Origin of the sequence: Apibacter sp. B2966, from assembly GCF_011082485.1 — a bacterium.
Classification (GTDB): Bacteria; Bacteroidota; Bacteroidia; order Flavobacteriales; family Weeksellaceae; genus Apibacter.
Genome location: NZ_CP049714.1, coordinates 1,760,620 through 1,780,270, shown reverse-complemented (window position 1 = coordinate 1,780,270; position 19,651 = coordinate 1,760,620). Strand labels below are relative to the sequence as shown.

19 protein-coding genes are annotated in these 19,651 nt (G+C 30.4%); 9 read left to right on the top strand and 10 right to left on the bottom strand.

The annotated features are described in order from the left end of the window. Positions 1-37 precede the first annotated feature (37 nt). The gene (locus G8C43_RS07700; RefSeq protein ID WP_166005241.1) at positions 38-1,906 is read left to right on the top strand and encodes a TolC family protein; all 1,869 of its coding nucleotides are present in this window, start codon (positions 38-40) and stop codon (positions 1,904-1,906) included. A 67-nt stretch (positions 1,907-1,973) separates the two neighbouring features. On the opposite strand, the gene G8C43_RS07695 is transcribed toward G8C43_RS07700, so the two are convergent. Beyond that, complete coding sequence (locus G8C43_RS07695) at positions 1,974-2,558, bottom strand: riboflavin synthase (protein WP_166005239.1); 585 nt, start codon at positions 2,556-2,558, stop codon at positions 1,974-1,976. A 219-nt stretch (positions 2,559-2,777) separates the two neighbouring features. Here G8C43_RS07695 and pdxA point away from each other — a divergent pair, with 219 nt between their 5' ends. Further along, complete coding sequence (gene pdxA, locus G8C43_RS07690; RefSeq protein ID WP_166005237.1) at positions 2,778-3,875, top strand: 4-hydroxythreonine-4-phosphate dehydrogenase PdxA; 1,098 nt, start codon at positions 2,778-2,780, stop codon at positions 3,873-3,875. Positions 3,876-3,960: 85 nt separating this feature from the next. Here pdxA and rny read toward each other — a convergent pair whose 3' ends face one another. The 6 genes from rny to G8C43_RS07660 all read right to left on the bottom strand — a co-directional run bounded on the left by rny (position 3,961) and on the right by G8C43_RS07660 (position 8,850). Beyond that, on the bottom strand, positions 3,961-5,532 hold the full coding sequence (gene rny / locus G8C43_RS07685; RefSeq protein WP_105296320.1) for a ribonuclease Y: 1,572 nt from the start codon (positions 5,530-5,532) through the stop codon (positions 3,961-3,963). Between the two features lie 286 nt (positions 5,533-5,818). Then, a complete protein-coding gene (locus G8C43_RS07680) occupies positions 5,819-6,088 on the bottom strand; it encodes a cell division protein ZapA (RefSeq protein WP_166005235.1) in 270 nt (89 codons plus the stop codon). Between the two features lie 6 nt (positions 6,089-6,094). Next, complete coding sequence (locus tag G8C43_RS07675; protein WP_105296322.1) at positions 6,095-6,388, bottom strand: hypothetical protein; 294 nt, start codon at positions 6,386-6,388, stop codon at positions 6,095-6,097. A 343-nt stretch (positions 6,389-6,731) separates the two neighbouring features. Beyond that, positions 6,732-7,493: a porin family protein gene (locus tag G8C43_RS07670; protein WP_160542495.1), complete on the bottom strand. Its 762-nt coding sequence runs from the start codon at positions 7,491-7,493 to the stop codon at positions 6,732-6,734. A gap of 27 nt (positions 7,494-7,520) precedes the next feature. Beyond that, positions 7,521-8,243 carry a bifunctional demethylmenaquinone methyltransferase/2-methoxy-6-polyprenyl-1,4-benzoquinol methylase UbiE gene (gene ubiE / locus G8C43_RS07665; RefSeq protein ID WP_160565789.1) on the bottom strand — a complete coding sequence of 241 codons (723 nt, stop codon included), beginning with the start codon at positions 8,241-8,243 and terminating at the stop codon, positions 7,521-7,523. Between the two features lie 40 nt (positions 8,244-8,283). Continuing rightward, positions 8,284-8,850 carry a hypothetical protein gene (locus G8C43_RS07660; RefSeq protein ID WP_166005233.1) on the bottom strand — a complete coding sequence of 189 codons (567 nt, stop codon included), beginning with the start codon at positions 8,848-8,850 and terminating at the stop codon, positions 8,284-8,286. A gap of 103 nt (positions 8,851-8,953) precedes the next feature. Here G8C43_RS07660 and G8C43_RS07655 point away from each other — a divergent pair, with 103 nt between their 5' ends. From G8C43_RS07655 to rlmN, 7 genes are all read left to right on the top strand, one after another. After that, positions 8,954-10,036 (top strand): 3-oxoacyl-ACP synthase III family protein, encoded by a 1,083-nt coding sequence (locus G8C43_RS07655; protein WP_160565785.1) that lies wholly within the window; start codon positions 8,954-8,956, stop codon positions 10,034-10,036. A gap of 29 nt (positions 10,037-10,065) precedes the next feature. Then, a complete protein-coding gene (locus G8C43_RS07650; protein WP_166005230.1) occupies positions 10,066-11,292 on the top strand; it encodes a metallophosphoesterase in 1,227 nt (408 codons plus the stop codon). 72 nt (positions 11,293-11,364) lie between these two features. Then, a complete protein-coding gene (locus G8C43_RS07645) occupies positions 11,365-12,225 on the top strand; it encodes a YicC family protein (RefSeq protein ID WP_160557588.1) in 861 nt (286 codons plus the stop codon). 7 nt (positions 12,226-12,232) lie between these two features. Then, complete coding sequence (gene gmk, locus G8C43_RS07640) at positions 12,233-12,874, top strand: guanylate kinase (RefSeq protein ID WP_317164154.1); 642 nt, start codon at positions 12,233-12,235, stop codon at positions 12,872-12,874. Between the two features lie 319 nt (positions 12,875-13,193). Next, positions 13,194-14,045, top strand: coding sequence for a glycoside hydrolase family 25 protein (locus tag G8C43_RS07635; RefSeq protein ID WP_166005229.1), 852 nt, complete (start codon positions 13,194-13,196; stop codon positions 14,043-14,045). Between the two features lie 305 nt (positions 14,046-14,350). Beyond that, positions 14,351-15,400 (top strand): tRNA preQ1(34) S-adenosylmethionine ribosyltransferase-isomerase QueA, encoded by a 1,050-nt coding sequence (gene queA, locus G8C43_RS07630; protein WP_105296330.1) that lies wholly within the window; start codon positions 14,351-14,353, stop codon positions 15,398-15,400. A 19-nt stretch (positions 15,401-15,419) separates the two neighbouring features. Continuing rightward, entirely contained in the window at positions 15,420-16,460 is a 1,041-nt protein-coding gene (rlmN, locus tag G8C43_RS07625) for a 23S rRNA (adenine(2503)-C(2))-methyltransferase RlmN (protein WP_166005227.1), read from the top strand. 79 nt (positions 16,461-16,539) lie between these two features. On the opposite strand, the gene pnuC is transcribed toward rlmN, so the two are convergent. From pnuC to G8C43_RS07610, 3 genes are all read right to left on the bottom strand, one after another. Next, positions 16,540-17,232, bottom strand: coding sequence for a nicotinamide riboside transporter PnuC (gene pnuC / locus G8C43_RS07620; RefSeq protein ID WP_166005224.1), 693 nt, complete (start codon positions 17,230-17,232; stop codon positions 16,540-16,542). Positions 17,233-17,251: 19 nt separating this feature from the next. Next, entirely contained in the window at positions 17,252-18,145 is an 894-nt protein-coding gene (locus G8C43_RS07615; RefSeq protein ID WP_166005222.1) for a DMT family transporter, read from the bottom strand. Between the two features lie 78 nt (positions 18,146-18,223). Next, entirely contained in the window at positions 18,224-19,645 is a 1,422-nt protein-coding gene (locus tag G8C43_RS07610) for a glutamate synthase subunit beta (RefSeq protein ID WP_166005220.1), read from the bottom strand. Between the last annotated feature and the right edge of the window lie 6 nt (positions 19,646-19,651).

The following is a 19,651-nucleotide window of genomic DNA, read 5'->3' as shown; positions in this document are numbered from 1 at the left end:
ATTCTACTTATAATACTGAAAATTCATTTACATAAGAATGAAACTAAACAACAGTATAATCGCTTTTTTCATAGTCGGATTTATTTCAGCGCAAAAAGTATGGTCTTTCAATGATTGTTTATCTTACGCCAGAGAAAACAATTTGCAAGTACTTGCTTCTAAACTAAATGAACAAGTTCAAGAAAGTAATTTAAAAATTGCTAAAAAAGAAAAACTACCCGATCTTAAAGGTACTATAACTAACGGTATAACTTTTGGTCCATTGGCTACACAAAAGGTTACCCAAGATGGTGTAACAGATTTTGCCATTGACTCCTATTATAAATATACAGAAGGATATCAGAACAATCTTGCTCTTGAATCCTCCATGATACTTTATAACAACAGACGTTTACGATTAACCGAGGAAAAAAACTCTTTTTTGGTTCAACAAAATCAATATACCACTGAAAAAATCAAAAATGATATTTCACTACAATTAGTAGGAAATTATTTAACCGTTCTATTGAATAAAGAGCTTTTAGGAGTTCAACTAAATTCCATGGATACTCAAGCAAAAGATAAAGACAGGAATGAAAAATTATATAATGCCGGTAGTATACCTTTAAGCACTTTATATGAATCAAAATCCAATCTTGCGAATGCTAAACAAACGTATGAAAATGCTAAAATTGAAGTAGATCGTTCACTAATGGTTTTAGCCATGTTACTTCAAAAAGATTATCGAGACTTTCAGATAGAGGATGTTAAAGTTTCCGATGATATAGGAATGCCTCTTATCAATTTGGATGATATCATCAATTATGCTTTTAATAATCAACCGGTTATTAAATCTGCCGAATTAGGGGTTGAATCAGCAAAGAAAGATATTGATATTGCTAAAACCGCTTTTTACCCTTCAATTACCGGCGGATATAAAGTAAGTACTTTTTATCAGGATTATTTCGATCGTTCCAGTAAATCTATAGACGACCAATGGTATGACAATCACTCTCAAATGGTATCTGTAGGGGTTAACATTCCCATATTTAGTAAAGGAACAAATAAAATAAAAGTTCAGCAATCCCGAATTAATCAATTGATTCAAGAAAACCAGCTCGACCAAGAAAAATTAAATTTAAAGCAAAATATACAAACTTCTTATTTTGACGTAAATTCTGCTTTTCAAACATTTACCTCTGCAAAAGAATTGGTAGCATCCACCGAATTATCCTATGAATTTGCACAAAAGAGTTTCACTGCAGGAAAAATTAATATATACGATTTAAATACTGCAAGAAATAATTATTTCAACGCATTATCTCAAATGCTTCAAGCTAAATATTCATTTTTATTCAGATTAAAAATTCTTGATTTCTATATTGGTAAACCGTTAGAAATATCTTCTGATGAAAATACTAATTATAATAATTTAACTCCTGGTAAAGAAACGGTACAGGCAATAAATGATTTAACTTCAACTGATGTGGAAATTAAAAAACCGGAAGTTATAAAATCAAATAATATTATTCAGGAAAGAAAAAATGCAAATCTTTCAAGCCCAAAAACAACCGTTATAAAACCTGAAAATATTAGCAATGCTAAACCTAAGCCTTCTGTAAAATCTAAAGATGAAGTAAAAACTAGTTCCGTTCCTGTTACGGCTCCTGTTAAAAATAATAATGCATCTCAACCCATAAAAACAGAAACGGTGAATAGTAAAAATATTCCGGTTAAATCATCAAATGAAAATTCGACAGTAAAACCATCAACTAAAAATGATGCTGATGCTAAACGGGAAGCATTAATTAAAGAAAGAAGATTAAAATATAGTCAAGGCGCCAAACCTAAATTCCAGAATGATGCTCAAAGAGAAGCCTTAATTAAGGAAAGACGAGCTAAGCTGAGTAAAGGAATATATGACTAACTACTATGAAATAAAAAGGCCTATACCAATTGGTATAGGCCTTTTTATTTTGAATTAAATTTATTATTTACTTATATAAACCATACAACTTCTGTATATACTTACCAATAATATCAAATTCTAAGTTTACTTTATCTCCGATTTTCAGATATTTGAAATTTGTATGATCCCATGTATACGGAATAATTGCAACTGAAAACTCATTATCCTTACTATCTACCACCGTTAAGCTTACTCCATTCACAGTAACTGAACCTTTTTCCACGGTGATTTGTTTACCTGTATAGGTAAAAGTCAATAAAAAACTTCCTTCTTGATTTTCTATCGATTTCAATTCCCCTACTTGATCTACATGCCCCTGTACAATATGCCCGTCTAGTCTATCTGATACTTTAACACATCTTTCCAGATTAATACGATCACCAATGGCAAGAGTTGAAAAATGCGTTTTTTTTAATGTTTCAGCAATAGCTGTTACCGTATAAAATTCCGGATTTATATCTACAACTGTTAGACATGTTCCATTATGAGCTATACTTTGATCTATTTTTAATTCATCAATAAATGAAGCGGATATTGATATGGAAAGATTTTCGTCTATTTTTTCCATATTTACTATCTTTCCCGTTTCTTCTACAATACCTGTAAACATATTCAATTTTTATTCAAAAGTACTATTTTATAATTTTTTTTAAATCGTTTATAGGCAATATTTAAACTCTTTAATATTTTTTTTTTAATTTATAATTATTGTTGATTTATAAATTAAAAAGCTTTATTTCATATAGCAATATTTCTATTTTATTAAATTATTATAAATTAAGTATATATTTTTTTCTACTTTTGTTATAATAAATTTCACAGTTCATATATGAGCGTTAAAAATAATAAGCTAAAAATAGGAATTAGTATAGGAGACCCTAACGGTATAGGAATTGAAGTAATATTGAAAACCCTTCAAAATAAAGAAATCTTAGATTTCTTTACACCGGTTATTTTTGCATCTACTAAATTATTATCCTATCAAAAAAATATTTTCGGATTAAATTCTATCTATTTTCAAGGAATATTCAAAGCTGAAGAAGCTATTCCCGGAAAAATAAACGTTGTGAATTTATGGAAAGAAAATGTTTCTATTAGTTTTGGCAATTCTACCGAAGAAAGTGCCAAAATAGCTAAAAATTCTTTATTAGCTGCTGTTGACGCTTTAAAACAAGGTTCGGTGGATGTTTTGGTTACTGCTCCTCTAAATTGGGAAAGCATGCAAACCCAAGGATTAAATTTTTTAAATCATACGGAATATCTTGAAAATACTCTTAAGGAGAAAGCCCATTTACTTTTAGAAAACAACGATTTAAGGATTGCGTTTGCCACGTTTAATACTCCAATATCCAAAGTTTCTGAACTATTAAGTAAAGAGTTAATTAAAAAACAAATTAAAGCTTTACATACCACTTTAATTCAAGACTTCTGTATTGAAAAACCTAAAATTGCGGTTTTAGGATTAAATCCACATGCAGGAGAAAATGGTTTATTGGGAAGAGAAGAAATTAATTGTATTGAGCCGGCGGTTAAAGAATCTTTTGATCGAGGCATTCTCTCCTTTGGTCCTTACTCTGCTGATAGTTTCTTCTCGCCTAGTATTTATACTTCTTTTGATGGAATATTAGCAATGTATCACGATCAAGGGCTTATTCCTTTTAAAACTCTAGCTTATGAATACGGCGTAAATTTTACCGGTGGATTATCTGTTGTTCATACTGAACCCAATCATGGAGCAGCTTATTCGATAGCCGGACAAGGAATTGCGGATGCAAAATCATTTGAACAGGCAATTTTTGATGCTATAAAAATTTATAAAACTAGAAGAGAATATGTGAAATTAAAATCAAATGCCCTTCAAAAAACAAAAATTGAGGGTATTGATATTACTGTTGATGAAGATCTTCCCGAAGAAGGAGAAGTATAAATTTAAATATTGTTATAATCTAAAATAAAAAAAACTTTAAAATTAATTTTAAAGTTTTTTTATTTTTATCTATTAGGTAAACTGTCTACCTGGCTATATTAACTGCTCTCGTTTCTCGAATAACAGTTACTTTAACCTGTCCCGGATACGTTAATTCATTTTGAATTTTTTCACTTATTTCAAAAGACAATTGTGACGCTTTCTGATCATCTATTTTTTCACTTTGAACCATTACGCGTAATTCTCTACCGGCTTGAATTGCATAAGCTGTATTAACGCCATCAAAACTTAATGCTACATTTTCTAGGTCTCTCAATCTTTGAATATATGATTCTACTACTTGTCTCCTTGCTCCCGGTCTTGCACCGCTAATTGCATCAGCTACTTGAATAATAGGCGCAATCAAACTTTTCATTTCAATTTCATCATGGTGGGCACCTATGGCATTAACAACGGTTTGATTTTCTCCATATTTTTCCGCCCATTGCATTCCTAATATTGCATGAGGATACTCGGATTCTTCTTCAGGAACTTTTCCAATATCATGCAATAATCCGGCACGTTTTGCAATTTTTGGATTAAGCCCAAGTTCGGAAGCTAAAATTCCTGCTATATTAGCAACCTCTCTTGAGTGCTGTAAAAGGTTTTGTCCGTAGGAAGAACGATATTTCATTCTACCGACCATTTTTACTAATTCAGGATGTAATCCATGAATTCCTAAATCGATAATGGTCTTTTTACCGATCTCAATAATTTCTTCTTCTATCTGTTGCTGGGTTTTAGCTACAATTTCTTCAATTCTTGCCGGATGGATTCTTCCGTCGGTTACCAATCTATGTAAAGATAATCTGGCTACTTCTCTCCTAACCGGATCAAAACAAGAAAGTAATATTGCTTCAGGAGTATCATCAACAATAATTTCAACCCCTGTAACTGCTTCTAAAGCCCGAATATTACGCCCTTCTCTTCCTATAATCCTACCTTTTATTTCATCTGATTCTATATTAAAAACAGATACCGAATTTTCAATTGCTTGTTCAGTACCTACCCTTTGAATGGTTTGTACTATAATTTTTTTGGCTTCTGCCTTTGCATTCAGCTGCGCTTCTTCAACAATGGCTTGGATTTGAGCTTGAGCTCTGGATCTTGCTTCCTGCTTTAATGCTTCCACCAATTCAGCTTTTGCATCTTCAGCAGAATATCCTGAAATTTTTTCTAATATTTCTACCTGCTGTTCGTGCATTTGATTTAATTCAGCTTGTTTTTTAGTTAGCGTTTCCGCTTTAATCTGATTATCATTTATGGCTTGATCTAATTGCTTTTTCTGAATATTATTCTGATGCAATTCGTCATTCAGCTTCGTTTCTTTGTCTTTAATTCTTTTTTCCACTTCAAGCATTTTCTTTTCTCTTTGATTAATTTGCTCTTCGTGTTGTAATTTTAATTCTAAGAATTTTTCTTTTGCTTGAAGCATTTTTTCCTGCTTAATGTTTTCGGCCTTAAGCTCTCCTTCCTTTAAGATCGCAGCAGCTTTGTCTTCTGCTTCTTTTAATTTATTTTCTCTATATTTATTTAGAGAACTTTTCGATAAGAAGTATCCTATAAATCCCCCAATAAAAAGGGTGGCGATTAACTCAAATATTATCGTTACATTCATACAATTAATTTATATAAAAAAACCTACATCAATCCTATTAAACTTTGATTTAAGTAAACTCCAATAAACAGGATTCAAGCTATGTTTTTTTCTCTGTAATCTGCTGTTGATATTTCTATCAAATCATCTGAGAAGATGAGAGGCAGCCCGCCATTAAAAAAAACAATCACTCAGTCAGTCAATTCGTGTTGAGTTTACTAAATTGAGTTAGAATCAATGTAGGTTATATCTTTGTTCTACATTTAATTTTAAATTCTATGATCTATTTGGAAATGCGTTACTTTATCTATAACAATTTTTTTATTTTTTTTATTTTAAGCAAAATTTCATTTTGTTCATGTGATTTTTCCCTTAAAATGTTTTCTAATTCTGAAGCTAGTTGTAAAGCCGCCATAGCTAAAGCATCTTGTTTTTCAGAAATGTTATAGTTTTTTTCAAAAGTATTAATGTATTTTTCTATTTTTTTTGCAGCAATTCGTAATATCTCTTCTTCCTCACTTTGTACTACTAGGGGGTAATTTCTTCCCGCTACTCGTATATTTACTTTTTGAGACATTTTTATTTATGAATTCTGCAATTCTGAAATACATGCATCTATTTCTTTAATCATTCTATTCATCTGCAATTTCATCAACTTCTTATATTCTCCACTTCCCGAAATTGCATTAATAACTTTCAATCTTTTATTAAGCTCTTCAAGTTCTTTATATTGTTTTTCTTTCTGAATAAATTTATCTTCATTTTTTAAAAGAGAATTTTCTAGATATTCATTTTTTCTTTTCAATTCTTCATTTTCCTTCTTTAATTCGAGAATCTTATTTTCCAAATCATTAATTCCCTGAATAATCTCTTCCATATTAGAACGAAAAATTTACTATTCTAACTCTCTTGCAAATATATGAAATTCTTTTTTAAAAAAGTTAATATCCTAATATAATAGTTTATCCAACAAAATTTCACCAACATTGTTTTAAATAACAAATCCCTGCAGTAAAATTTAAAATTTTATATGATGTTTTTAAGTTAATTATACTGAATTATTTCAACAAGTTGTTGATAAATTGAAATAACTCCATTTTAACTTTTAGTTTATCATATGCCGATAAATTTATAGAAAAGAAGTATCAGCAGACCAAAAATAACTAAAAATTTAAATTATTTACTATAACAAAAGTAGTAATAAAAAGATTTAAAAATAATTATTCGAATTTAATTGAAAAGACGACAGCTCTGGTATGTATCGACTTTAATGCACCTGCCCAGTACGGAGGAGTTCCCGGATTATCTGCAACCAGTTCATTATTGAAAAAGAATATTCCCCTTACTGACGGAGTCATTTTAAATCGCTTAAAGTAAAGCTCTATACCGGCTTCTAATTGATAAGAAAAGTTATTAGTTTTCATTCGGAAGATTTGATCGGTATTATCCTTTTCTTTTTTCTCATTACTTTGTAAGTTTATTAACCAACTTAAACCGGCCTGTACATAAGGTCTGGAATTATACCATCGGTCCCCGTGAAAATTTAAAAATAAAGGAAAATCTAAATATGTAGATTTTACATTTCGTTTGACATCTTGTTCTGTGTAAGTAGTTTCCAGACCATTGGCAATTTCTTCATCGATGATCTTTTGAACATTATTAAAAATTAAATCGCGTTGTGTGAAGTGCATAGCCGGTTCTAACCTCAAATCAACGTAGTCATGAACTTTCATTTTACCAATTAAGCCTACAGTAAATCCTCCTTTAGAATCCACATCAACCAAATATCTGCCGGTATGTTCTAAACCTTCTTTGTTGGGATGAATTTTTAAATCAAAATAATTCATTGCTAAATAATACCCCCAGGAAAATTCCTGATCATCAAAATCAGTATACCTTTCCATAACGTCTCTTGAACGGAACTGCGCATTAACTCCACAATGTATTACTATTAATAATAAAACTATGACTAATTTCTTCATAGTAGAGAAAACGATTTTTTTATTTATTTATTTTATTCCCTCATAGACAGTAGCTACTCCAAATGTCAATCTTCTAAAGCTTGCCTCCTTAAATCCATTTTTAAGGATCAAGTTTTTCATATTTTCCCCATAGGGCATAGCATCAACGGAATTGGGTAAATATGTATACGCTCGTGAATCTCCTGAAATTATTTTTCCTATGCCGGGTAATATATTTTTAAAATAGAACATAAAAAAAGGAGCAAAAAAACCACCGGGTTTTGAAAATTCTAAGATTAACAATTTTCCTCCCTTTTTAAGTACTCTTCCCATTTCAGAAATACCTTTTTCTAAATTTTCGAAATTACGAACTCCGAAGGATACTGTTACAATATCAAATTCTCCTTCTTGAAAAGGTAAATTTTCAGCGTCTCCTTTAACTAATTTTATTCTGTCTTTCAGCCCTTTTTTATTTATTTTAGCTTGGCCGTAATCCAACATTTTTTGGGACAAGTCTAAACCGGTAATTGAAGCTTTTGTTTTTTTAGCATGTTCAATTGCCAAATCAGCCGTTCCTGTAGCAACATCTAATATTTTTTCGGGGTTATATGCCACCACTTTTTTTTCTAATTGATTCCGCCAATAAATATCAATGTTAAAAGATAACAATCTGTTTAAGAAGTCATAATTTTCAGATATATTATCAAACATCTGTTCAACCTGTTTCTTTTTACTTTCTGTTTCGTTATATGGCTTTACAATATTTGGCATATTATTAATTTGCTGTTCTCAACTTACAAAAGTAACTGTTTTATTCAAATGTAGACCGATAAAACTCTAAAAATTGGTTTTTTCTGAATAATTTAATCCTTGATTCTATGGAATCTACTTTATTTATTATTTTAGGAAAATTTTGATTAATATTATAATAGAAATCTTGTATTACTAATTGGTTGTATTCGCCAATTTCACCTATAAACTCTTTTCCATTGATATTTTTCCGATGGGCTCGATATATGGAATCTCTGTTTTTTATATGACCGTAATATCTTTTAAAAGTGAAATAGGTTGCTAAAGATGGATTAATAAGACCTCTTTTATTTTTAGTTATTACAAAAAAAGTATCTTTTAAAATAATATTCCCCTGTTTATTTTGACATGAGATTGTATTCTTACCCGAATTAACAGGAATTGAAAGAGATTGTCCTCCCGCGAGTAAATAACTTTTTCCATTTACAAGTACTTTAATTTCTTCCTTGTTGGGATTATCCAACAAAAATTCATCATTCTTTTCAATATAAAACTTGTATATAAAAAATGAAATTAATCCTATAAATAACGCTATCAATAATCCTTGTAAGGAATTTTTATTCAGCATATAACCTTACTTTGATGCACAAAGGTAACAATATAATAGATTTTTTAGTAATTATTACATAAATTTGTCAAATTATTATCAAGAATAATATCACAAATTTAATATGTTGCAAAGTATTATAACTGGCTCTGGATCGTACTTACCTAAGAAAGTCGTTCCAAATAGCAATTTTGAAGGAATTACTTTTTATGATGAAAACAGGGAACCCATAACGAAACCGACTCCAGAAATTATTAAAAAATTTGCAGATATCACTGAAATAACTGAAAGACGTTACGTTGACGACGACAATGTGATGAATTCTGATTTGGCAGCAGAAGTAGGTAGATTAGCAATTGAAAATGCAGGAATAGATAAGGAAGAACTCGATTATGTTATCGTAGCTCACAATTTTGGAGATATCGATGCTAATGAAAGACAAGTAAGAATTATGCCTTCCATAGCTGCTTTAACCAAGAAAAAGATTGGTATCAAAAATATTTTGTGTAAGCCATATGATATGAATTTTGGATGTCCGGGATGGAATGAAGGGATGATTTTAGCCGACCAATTATTAAAAGCTAAAGTGGCTAAGAAAATATTGGTTATAGGTTCTGAAACTCTTTCCAGAACTGTTGATCCTTATGACAGAAATTGTATGATTTTTTCTGATGGAGCAGCAGGTGTAATACTTGAATCCAGAGAAACCGATAAACCGGTAGGTATTCTTCATCATTATACCAGAAGCGATAATGGAGAAGAAGTATCTTATATTGCTACAGACTCCTCTTTAAATCCTAATTATGTCGGATCGAAAGCTAACATCCGAATGAAAGGAAGAAAAGTATATGAATATGCCCTAACTTACGTTCCTCAAGTCGTAAAAAAAGTGATCGATGATGCCGGATACACCATATCCGATATAAATAAGGTTCTTATCCATCAAGCGAATGCAAAAATGGATCATGCTATATTAGAAAGAGTTTTCAAATTATATAAATTAAAGGTAACCGATATTCCGGAAGGAATTGCTCCCATGACTATTCAAAAATTCGGTAATTCTTCTGTAGCAACCATACCCACGATGTATGACATGATGGTTAAAGGTAACTTTTTAAACCAAACTTTAAAATCCAATGATTTGGTCATATTTGCCTCAGTAGGTGCAGGGATGAATATCAATGCAATTTTGTATAGAATGCCATAAAATTTAATTACTGAAAATTCAAAAATACATTGGGCACTTTAATAGGAATATTATTTATTGTATCATTAATTGTTGAATATTATTGCTATCAAGCTATTAAAGTATTGACAACTAATAAACTTTTTAGAAAATACTGGTTAGGTTTTTCAATTAGTGCTTTATTGATTATTCTTATTTGGTCCATTTTTATTGATAGAAATAACAAAGGGCAAGTTCATTTTTTATTAGGTTTTTTTATGATTGTTTTCGTTCCGAAATTTGTTTTGGCAATAACGATCATTTTTGAGGACCTCATAAGAATGCTGACTTTTTTAGTTAGAAAAGTTACATCAAAACCATCTGCAAATGACGCATATTTACCTGAAAGAAGAAAGGCTATAAGTGCTATTGGTTTAGGACTTGCAAGTATTCCTTTTTTATCTATTATTGAAGGTATTGTTTGGGGTAAATTTGATTTTAGAGTAAGAAAAGTTACCCTAAAATTCCATGATCTACCCGAAAATTTTGACGGGTATAGAATCGCTCAACTTTCAGACATACATTTGGGAAGTTTTAATACTAAGGATTTCGATAAGGTTGCCAGAGGGATAAAACTTCTAAATGATCAAAATGCAGATTTGTTTGTCTTTACCGGAGATTCTGTTAATAATCTGGCGGATGAAATGGAACCGTGGCTTCCTTTGTTAAAAACCATAAAAGCAAAAGACGGTAAATATTCTATTTTGGGTAATCATGATTATGGGGTTTATGTTTTTGGAAAGAATGAAATTGCTCAACAAAAAAATATTGATCAATTAAACGAATATCATAAATCCATTGATTGGAAATTATTAAGAAATGAATCTATAAGACTTTATAAAGATAACCAATTCATCAACATTGTGGGAGTTAAAAATTGGGGAGCAGGACATTTTCCTAAAGATGGAGATATAGAAATTGCTTCTCAAAACATTAAAGATGGTGAATTCAATATTTTATTATCACATGATCCCTCCCATTTTGATGCTATTGTAAAAAATTTCTCAAAGAAAATGCATCTTACCTTATCAGGCCATACTCACGGAATGCAGTTTGGAATAGAAATTCCCGGCGTTATAAAATGGTCTCCTATCAAATATAGATACCCTAAATGGGCGGATTTATATCAAGAAAAGGATAAATACCTTTATGTAAACCGTGGATTTGGTTTTATAGGATTTCCGGGAAGAGTAGGAATTTGGCCGGAAATAACTATAATTGAATTAAAAAAAGGTTAATTTTGCAGTTCTTTTAATTGCAAACTACATTTAAATTAACTACGCTTAGTTATAACCATATTTTTATTAACTATGTTACAATCAATGACTGGCTATGGTAAGTCAGAAGTCAATACAGAAAATTTAAAAATTTCAATTGAAATTAAAACCCTTAACAGTAAATCTCTTGATTTATTTGTAAGGATATCGCCTAGATATAGAAATAAAGAGCTGGAATTAAGAAAAATTATCGGAAATAAATTAGTAAGAGGAAAAATAGATTTTTCTATAGTTATTGAAAATTTAGGTGCAGAAAATAATTCTCGAATCAATGTAAATGCTGTTAAAAATTATATTTCCAATTTGGAAGAATTACAAATAGAAGGCACACCCTTGGATTTCCTTAAGATGGCTATAAGAATGCCTGAAGTATTTACTAATCAAGAAATTGAAATTAGTGATGATGAATGGATTTTGGTTTTAGAATGTCTAAACGCTTCTATTGAAAAAGTAAACGATTTTAGAGCAGAAGAAGGAAAGTCTTTAGAAAACGTTTTAAAAAAATACACTCAAAATATTCTCATTTCATTATCTGAAATTGAAAAATACGAACAAGAAAGAGTGGAATCCGTAAGGCAGAAATTAGAAAAACAATTATCTGAATTGAAAGTCCAATTTGATGAACAGCGTTTTCACCAAGAACTTGTATATTATATTGAGAAATTAGATATTAATGAAGAAAAAGTACGCTTAAAACAACATTGTGAATATTTTTTTAAAGTAATTGAAGAAGAAGATCAAGCCGGAAAAAAATTAGGTTTTATTGCCCAAGAAATGGGAAGAGAGATCAATACCATTGGTTCTAAAGCCAATCATTCTGAAATTCAAAAATTAGTCGTACTAATGAAAGACGAACTTGAAAAAATAAAAGAACAAACTAATAACGTTTTATAATTAATTCATGGGGTTAATCTATCAAAAACCGGGAAATGATACGTTTCAACTTAAAGAATTGCTTCCGGGAAAGCCTATGGAAGGCAAATTAATTATTTTTTCTGCTCCTTCAGGTGCCGGAAAAACAACCATTGTTCAATATCTTTTATCCATATTTCCTGAAATTTCATTCTCTATTTCCTGTACAACACGTCCTAAAAGAGAAAATGAAGTTGACGGAAAAGATTATTATTTTCTAACTGAAGAACAATTTCAGGAAAAAATAAAAAATAATGAATTTATTGAATATGAAGAGGTTTATAAAGGACGATATTACGGAACTCTTCATTCAGAGATAGAAAGATTATGGAACCAAGGGAAGCATGTTATTTTCGATATTGATGTAAGGGGTGGACTAAATCTTAAAAAACAATTTAAAGATAGAGCATTGGCAATTTTTATAGCACCTCCTTCTTTAAAAGATCTTGAAGAACGATTGAAAAATAGAAATACTGAAAATTTAGAATCGCTATTAACCAGAATTCAAAAAGCGGATGAAGAGCTTTCTTTTGCCAAAGATTTTGACGCTGTTATTATTAATGATAATTTGGAAAAAGCTCAAAATAAAGCTAAAACGTTAGTAAAGAATTTTCTCGATATAAAAGAATAAACTAATTACTTTCTTCTACCTCGAAAAAAAATGCCTTTATCATTCCGCTAAAATATACATTTTGTTTAAAAAATAGTATCATAAAAACTATAGGGTTTAAAAATATGAATTTTTAAGAGCTTAATTTGCTTAAAAAATCATTCGGGAAAGCACAATTTACCTAAACATTTTTTAAATTCATGTAGCATTTACAATATCCATTGGCTTAAATAACAACTAAGTCTTCATTGATATTTATAGTTTTTTTAAATTTGAATAATCTTATTTCAAATGAACTAAATTATTCATAATTAACCAACTACTATTTTTTTATATTTTCATGAAAGGAAGGATAAACAAGAAAAACAGTAAAAAGGAAATTCCCTATAAGCTCTATTATTGGCTAACGGGTTTTATTATTTTTTTATCTGTGCTTTTCTTTTTTAGAACTTCACTCATTATGTATTATTACATTATAAAAGAAAAATTAGCTATTGGTGAATTCGGAAATGCAAATTTTCAAAAGAGCATTAAAATTTCTGAAGCCGAAAAGATTCAGGCTGTTTTTAAAAAATATAAAAATTATGCTTTCGGGTTGGATATAAGTCAACATCAAGGTAAAATACTTTGGGATAGCGTGCAAGACATTCATAAAGATATTCCTGTTTCCTTTGTTTTTGTTAGAGCAACCCGAGGGGCTTTTACTCAGGATGCTTTTTTCAAAAAAAATTGGAAAAATCTTACGAAAAAAAAAATACTTAAAGGCGCATATCATTATTATGATGTGAACAGAAATTCTACCCTACAAGCAGAAAACTTTATTAAAACCGTAACTTTGGATAAAGGTGATTTGCCTCCCGTACTTGACGTGGAAGATCTGCCCAAAAATCAATCGTTGGAATTATTGAAATCAGGACTTATCAATTGGTTGAACTTAGTTGAAAAAAACTATAATGTGAAGCCCATTATTTATTCTAATGATTCATATTTTATCTATCATATTTCGGATCTTGATTTAAGTGAATACATTATATGGACGGCAAACTATAACCCTATAGAAAGTCCTTTGCACCAAAAATGGATTTTTTGGCAATTTACGGAAAAGGGGATTGTCAAAGGATTTACACAAAATTTTGTAGACATCAATGTATTTAATGGAAGCATAGAAGAGTTACAAAGACTTACTCTTTAAAAAAATAAGGGTAGAAATATTTCCACCCTTATTGCTCTAACTAAGTATAAATTTATTTGAAAGAAATTTACTTTAAAAAAAATTAATTTACTTTTAAATTATATGCTACCAATAAAATCTAGAAATATTATTTGATCATGACTAAATAATTAACATTTACTATTTTATCAATAAAACTTATAATTTAAGTTAATATTTTCAAAAAACTTGCCAAAAAGTCCTTTAGATAAAGAGCATACATTAATAAATACTTGACTTTAGGGGTATGCTTATTGTATATTTGTAATCTAAACATAATTTTAATAATGAAAACTTCAGATTTTGATTTTAAATTACCTCCTGAACTTCTTGCGGATAGACCTTCCAAAAACAGAGATGAGGCAAGGCTAATGGTGGTACATAAAAATACAGGAGAAATAGAACATAAATTATTTAAAGATGTCATTGATTATTTTGATGAAGGAGATGTATTTATTTTAAATAATACAAAAGTATTTCCGGCTCGTTTATATGGTAACAAAGAAAAAACAGGAGCTCAAATAGAAGTTTTTTTATTAAGAGAGCTGGATGCTGAGTCAAGAATTTGGGATGTATTGGTAGATCCTGCAAGAAAAATAAGAATTGGAAATAAATTATTTTTTACGGAAGATGACAGTCTAGTGGCTGAAGTTGTAGATAATACTACTTCCCGAGGCAGAACCTTACGTTTTTTATTTGACGGTTCTTATGAAGAATTCAGAAGAAAATTAAAAGAATTAGGAGAAACTCCTCTTCCAAAATATATAAAAAGAAAACCTGATTCAGAAGATGCTGAAAGATATCAAACCATCTATGCAAAAGAAGAAGGTGCAGTTGCTGCTCCAACGGCAGGACTACATTTTTCAAAACATCTGTTAAAAAGATTGGAAATTAAAGGTATCGAATTTGCTGAAATTACTTTACATGTAGGATTAGGTACTTTTGCTTCAGTAGAAGTGGAAGATCTTTCCAAACATAAAATGGAAAGTGAACAAATTTCCATTTCAGAAAAAACTTGTAAAATAGTAAATCATGCCATTGAGACCAAACACCGTGTATGTGCTGTGGGTACAACTTCCATGAGGGCTATTGAAACTTCAGTTTCTGCTAATAAACGATTAAATCCATACGAAGGATGGACCAATAAATTTATTTTCCCTTCTTATGATTTTGGTATTGCTGATTCCATGATTACCAACTTTCACACTCCTAAATCAACTTTAATGATGATGGTTTCAGCTTTTGCCGGATATGATTTAATTATGAAAGCTTACAAAGAAGCTATTAAAGAAAATTATAAATTCTACTCCTATGGAGATGCCATGTTAATCATTTAATTATAGCATTATAGTAACTTTGAATCAAAATAAGAAAGATATAAGAGCCTTAAGTTTACAAGAACTTGAGGCTTATTTTTCCTCAATAGGAGAAAAACCTTTTCGAGCCAAACAGGTTTATGAATGGCTCTGGAATAAAAATGCTCATTCTCTTTCAGAGATGACCAATCTTTCCAAATCTTTACGTGAAAATTTAGAAAATCATTTCTCGATCAAGCCGGCAGAGATCCACGTCATGCAAAGATCTATCGACGGAACTATTAAAAATGCCGTAAAATTACACGACGGAAATGTTGTGGAATCGGTTCTGATTCCTACCACTAAACGGACTACGGCTTGTGTTTCTTCGCAAGTTGGATGCAGTTTGGATTGCACTTTTTGCGCTACGGCACAATTAACACGAATGAGAAATTTAACTGCCGCAGAAATCGTAGATCAGGTAACCTTAATTGATAAACAAAGCAGAGAATATCATCAAAAGCCTCTTTCCAATATAGTATTTATGGGAATGGGAGAACCTTTACTCAATTATTCTTCTGTAACGGATGCAATCCGAAAGATCACGGAGGACAAAGGATTAGGAATGTCTCCCAGAAGAATTACCGTTTCTACTTCCGGAATTCCTAAACTGATTGAAAAACTAGCAGATGAAAATTTAAAAGTTAAATTAGCCTTATCCTTACATTCAGCCATTGAGGAAAAACGCAATCAATTAATGCCATTTAGTGTTAAATTTCCTCTAACAAGTATAATGGAATCCCTATCCTATTGGTATCAGAAAACTAAAAGTAGAATTACACTGGAATACATTATTTGGAAAGGAATTAATGACGGCAATGAAGATATAAGAGCATTAATAAAATTCTGTAAATCAATACCGTCAAAAGTTAATTTAATACAATACAATTCCATAGAAGGTGGAAAATACTCTCAAGCCAATTCAAACATAATTCAAAACTATGTAACTGCTTTGGAACAAGAAAATATCATTGTTAAAATAAGAAAAAGTAGAGGGGATGATATTGATGCAGCCTGTGGACAACTCGCTAACAAGCATTAATATATAATTAAGTTTTGAAGAAAGTTTAACTTAAATACGAAGTTTACTTACCTAATAATTATTTTTTTAATCTGCTGCATTATTTATCAGAATTGGTATACCATTTATATATTCCTACGAGCGCATTTATTTCATATAATATGGATTGAACAGCAAAAATATAATTATGCGAAATCAGATTTAATGATAACCAAACTAAATTACTAACACTCCACAAAACCCAGGAAAAAGGTTGTCTCATGATCATAGTAAATTGAGCAGACACTCCTATCATAAAAGCAATACAATTAAGTAAAAGTATGTAAGGAGAAGAATCTTTTTTAAAAAAATAATCACCCAAGAAAAACATAAGAATTATTCCTATTATACAGAATAAGATCGTACATATTAAGGCTTTTTGATTCATTTTTGATACTTTGATTTTTCCTTCTTGATCTTGATTTTTTTTCTTAGTCCATAGAATCAGCCCGAAAATATGAGTTATAAAATAATATAGATTGCTACATGCCATACCAACATTTCCAAATAACAGATGGGTATATATCTCGCCAATATTTGCCGACATTCCCAATAAATTGGATACTATCGGCGATCTATATACTAACACGTTAACACAAACATAACCAAGCAAAGCGGTTACGGTAAAAATTAGTATATGGGAAAGTGTTTCAGCATTGTCTTTCCACATAGCATATCCCAAGTATATGGTTAAAAAAAACGCAACAATAAACCAGGTAATTCTAAGTATTTTTTCAAATTTCTTTGTAAACATTTTACTTAATTATTATATTTTATTTTCTTTTAATTGTTACTCCGTTCTCTGATACATACACCCCCGATAAAATACATACGGTACCTAGAAAAGTAATCATCGTTATACTTTCCTTTAAAATAATTGATGCTGAAATGATTGCTATCAACGGTACAAAGTAGATATAATTGGTTGTTTTTATAATTCCTATTTTCTTTATTGATAAATTCCAGGTAAAAAAACATACCATAGATGCTATAATTCCTAAAAATAAAAGATTAAAAATTACCGTAGGTGTTAGCAATACATCTTTTTGAAATTTGAAAGGTGCTATTAAAATAAAAGGTATTATAGTTACTATTCCATAAAAAAATAATTTACGGGTTATAAAAAGTATGGAATAGGTATTACTGAGCTTATTTAAAATTAAGGTATAGATTGTCCAAGAAAGTACTGCCGTTAAAGCCAATAAATCTCCCCAAAAGTTTATCTCGAGTATGAAATTACCATTAAATATTATTAAAAAAACTCCAAATAAAGCTAATAAAGAACCATATACTAAATTTTTGGTTACTTTTTCTTTTTTATTTATTAGTATAGTAAAAAAAGCGGTTACTATGGGATTAGTAGACAATATTAATGATACATTAGAAGTTAAAGATAACTTCAAAGCTATATTTTCTGTTATAAAGTATATTGTTCCTCCAAATAACCCGATTAACAAGAACAGAAATTCATCTTTATAATTTTTTGAAAAAATTACCTTAGGAGAAAAAAACCATATACATATATAAGCTAATAAAAAACGGTATAAAAAGATCTCTACCGGACTTAATCCGTCATTCATTAATACTTTGGTTGAAATAAAGGTAGTACCCCATATACAAATCGTTATTATAGCTAAAATATGATATTTTAAATTTTTGTTTTTCATGTATTTAGTTAGTATTATAATAAAAAAGAACTGATAGTTTTATAAAACTATCAGTTTATTCCAAGATTAAAAAATATACTAGTTTCTTAAAAATTCATCTATATGCCTAGCCGTTTTTCTTCCGGAAGCGATGCTTGTCACCACCAAAGATTGTCCGCTCACACAATCTCCTGCTGCAAAAATTTTATCCACATTGGTCTTTCTTGTTTCATCGGTATGAATATTTTTTCTTTCATTCATGATGATCTCCATTTCTTCTAAAAAACCTTCTTGAATGGGATTGACAAATCCAAGGGCCAAAAAAGCCAAGTCAATTTTTAATATTTCGGGTTCTCCCACTTCTTTCATAGTAAATTTACCTGATGAATCTTTTTCCCATTCAACTTCTACTACTTCCACTCCGGTTAATTGTCCATCTTCTCCGATAAATCTTTTGGTATGTAACGACCATCTTCGTTCACATCCTTCTAAATGTGAAGAAGAAGTTTTTAAATAGACCGGAAAAGGAACGGGCCATCGGTTTTCAACTTCTTTTAATTCTTTAGGCTTAGATAGTATTTCAATTTGTATAATATTAGCAGCTCCTTGTCGATTAGCCGTTCCTATACAATCGGAACCGGTATCTCCTCCTCCGATTACCAAAACATTTTTTCCTTTTGCGTTAATAAATTCTTCTTCGGAAATGGTTTCTTTAGCAACGATCTTGTTTTGCATTTTTAAATATTCCATTGCATAATGAACTCCTTTGAGTTCCCTTCCCTCAATTTTCAAATCTCTGGGCGACTGAGACCCGATGGCTATACAAACGGCATCGTAATTTTTTAAAATCTCTCTTCCTTTTATATCTTTGCCCACTTCAGTATTGACTATAAATCCAATGCCCTCCTCCTTCATCAAATCAACACGTCTTTGAACTACATTTTTGTTTAATTTAAAATCGGGAATACCATAACGAAGCAATCCGCCTATGCTCGTATCTTTTTCATAAACTGTTACAGTATGTCCTTTTTTATTGAGTTGATTGGCTACTGCCATTCCTGCAGGACCTGATCCAATAACAGCTACTTTTTTTCCTGTTCGTGCAGTTGGAATTTGTGGCTTCATGAATCCCTCCGAATAGGCATGTTCCATCACGGCCGCCTCATTTTCTCTAATGGTAACAGGCGAATCTTCAATCGCCAATACACAAGTTTTTTCGCAAGGTGCCGGACATACTCTGCCTGTAAATTCAGGAAAATCGTTGGTAGATTGTAAACTTCGAGCAGCCCTTTTCCAATTTCTTTTATAAATTAGATCTTGCCATTCGGGCATTTTATTTCCTAATGGACAACCGTATTGACAAAATGGAACTCCGCAGTCCATACATCTAGATGCTTGTAAGAATCTATCTTCTGTATTTAATGTCTGCTCTACTTCTCCATAATCCGAAATTCTTTCATGTCTAGGGCGATACCCTGCCTCTTTTCTATTTATTGTTAAAAATGCTTTAGGATTTCCCATTTTATA

Bases quoted from the DNA above. Each gene is read 5' to 3' on its own strand.
- G8C43_RS07700 (WP_166005241.1), top strand. From the start codon at position 38: ATGAAACTAAACAACAGTATAATCGCTTTTTTCATAGTCGGATTTATT.
- G8C43_RS07675 (WP_105296322.1), bottom strand. From the start codon at position 6,388: ATGGAAGAGATTATTCAGGGAATTAATGATTTGGAAAATAAGATTCTC.
- G8C43_RS07660 (WP_166005233.1), bottom strand. From the start codon at position 8,850: ATGCTGAATAAAAATTCCTTACAAGGATTATTGATAGCGTTATTTATA.
- gmk (WP_317164154.1), top strand. From the start codon at position 12,233: ATGGGGTTAATCTATCAAAAACCGGGAAATGATACGTTTCAACTTAAA.
- G8C43_RS07610 (WP_166005220.1), bottom strand. From the start codon at position 19,645: ATGGGAAATCCTAAAGCATTTTTAACAATAAATAGAAAAGAGGCAGGG.
- G8C43_RS07615 (WP_166005222.1), bottom strand. From the start codon at position 18,145: ATGAAAAACAAAAATTTAAAATATCATATTTTAGCTATAATAACGATT.
- queA (WP_105296330.1), top strand. From the start codon at position 14,351: ATGAAAACTTCAGATTTTGATTTTAAATTACCTCCTGAACTTCTTGCG.
- pdxA (WP_166005237.1), top strand. From the start codon at position 2,778: ATGAGCGTTAAAAATAATAAGCTAAAAATAGGAATTAGTATAGGAGAC.
- G8C43_RS07695 (WP_166005239.1), bottom strand. From the start codon at position 2,558: ATGTTTACAGGTATTGTAGAAGAAACGGGAAAGATAGTAAATATGGAA.
- rny (WP_105296320.1), bottom strand. From the start codon at position 5,532: ATGAATGTAACGATAATATTTGAGTTAATCGCCACCCTTTTTATTGGG.
- G8C43_RS07670 (WP_160542495.1), bottom strand. From the start codon at position 7,493: ATGAAGAAATTAGTCATAGTTTTATTATTAATAGTAATACATTGTGGA.
- G8C43_RS07635 (WP_166005229.1), top strand. From the start codon at position 13,194: ATGAAAGGAAGGATAAACAAGAAAAACAGTAAAAAGGAAATTCCCTAT.
- pnuC (WP_166005224.1), bottom strand. From the start codon at position 17,232: ATGTTTACAAAGAAATTTGAAAAAATACTTAGAATTACCTGGTTTATT.
- G8C43_RS07680 (WP_166005235.1), bottom strand. From the start codon at position 6,088: ATGTCTCAAAAAGTAAATATACGAGTAGCGGGAAGAAATTACCCCCTA.
- G8C43_RS07645 (WP_160557588.1), top strand. From the start codon at position 11,365: ATGTTACAATCAATGACTGGCTATGGTAAGTCAGAAGTCAATACAGAA.
- ubiE (WP_160565789.1), bottom strand. From the start codon at position 8,243: ATGCCAAATATTGTAAAGCCATATAACGAAACAGAAAGTAAAAAGAAA.
- G8C43_RS07655 (WP_160565785.1), top strand. From the start codon at position 8,954: ATGTTGCAAAGTATTATAACTGGCTCTGGATCGTACTTACCTAAGAAA.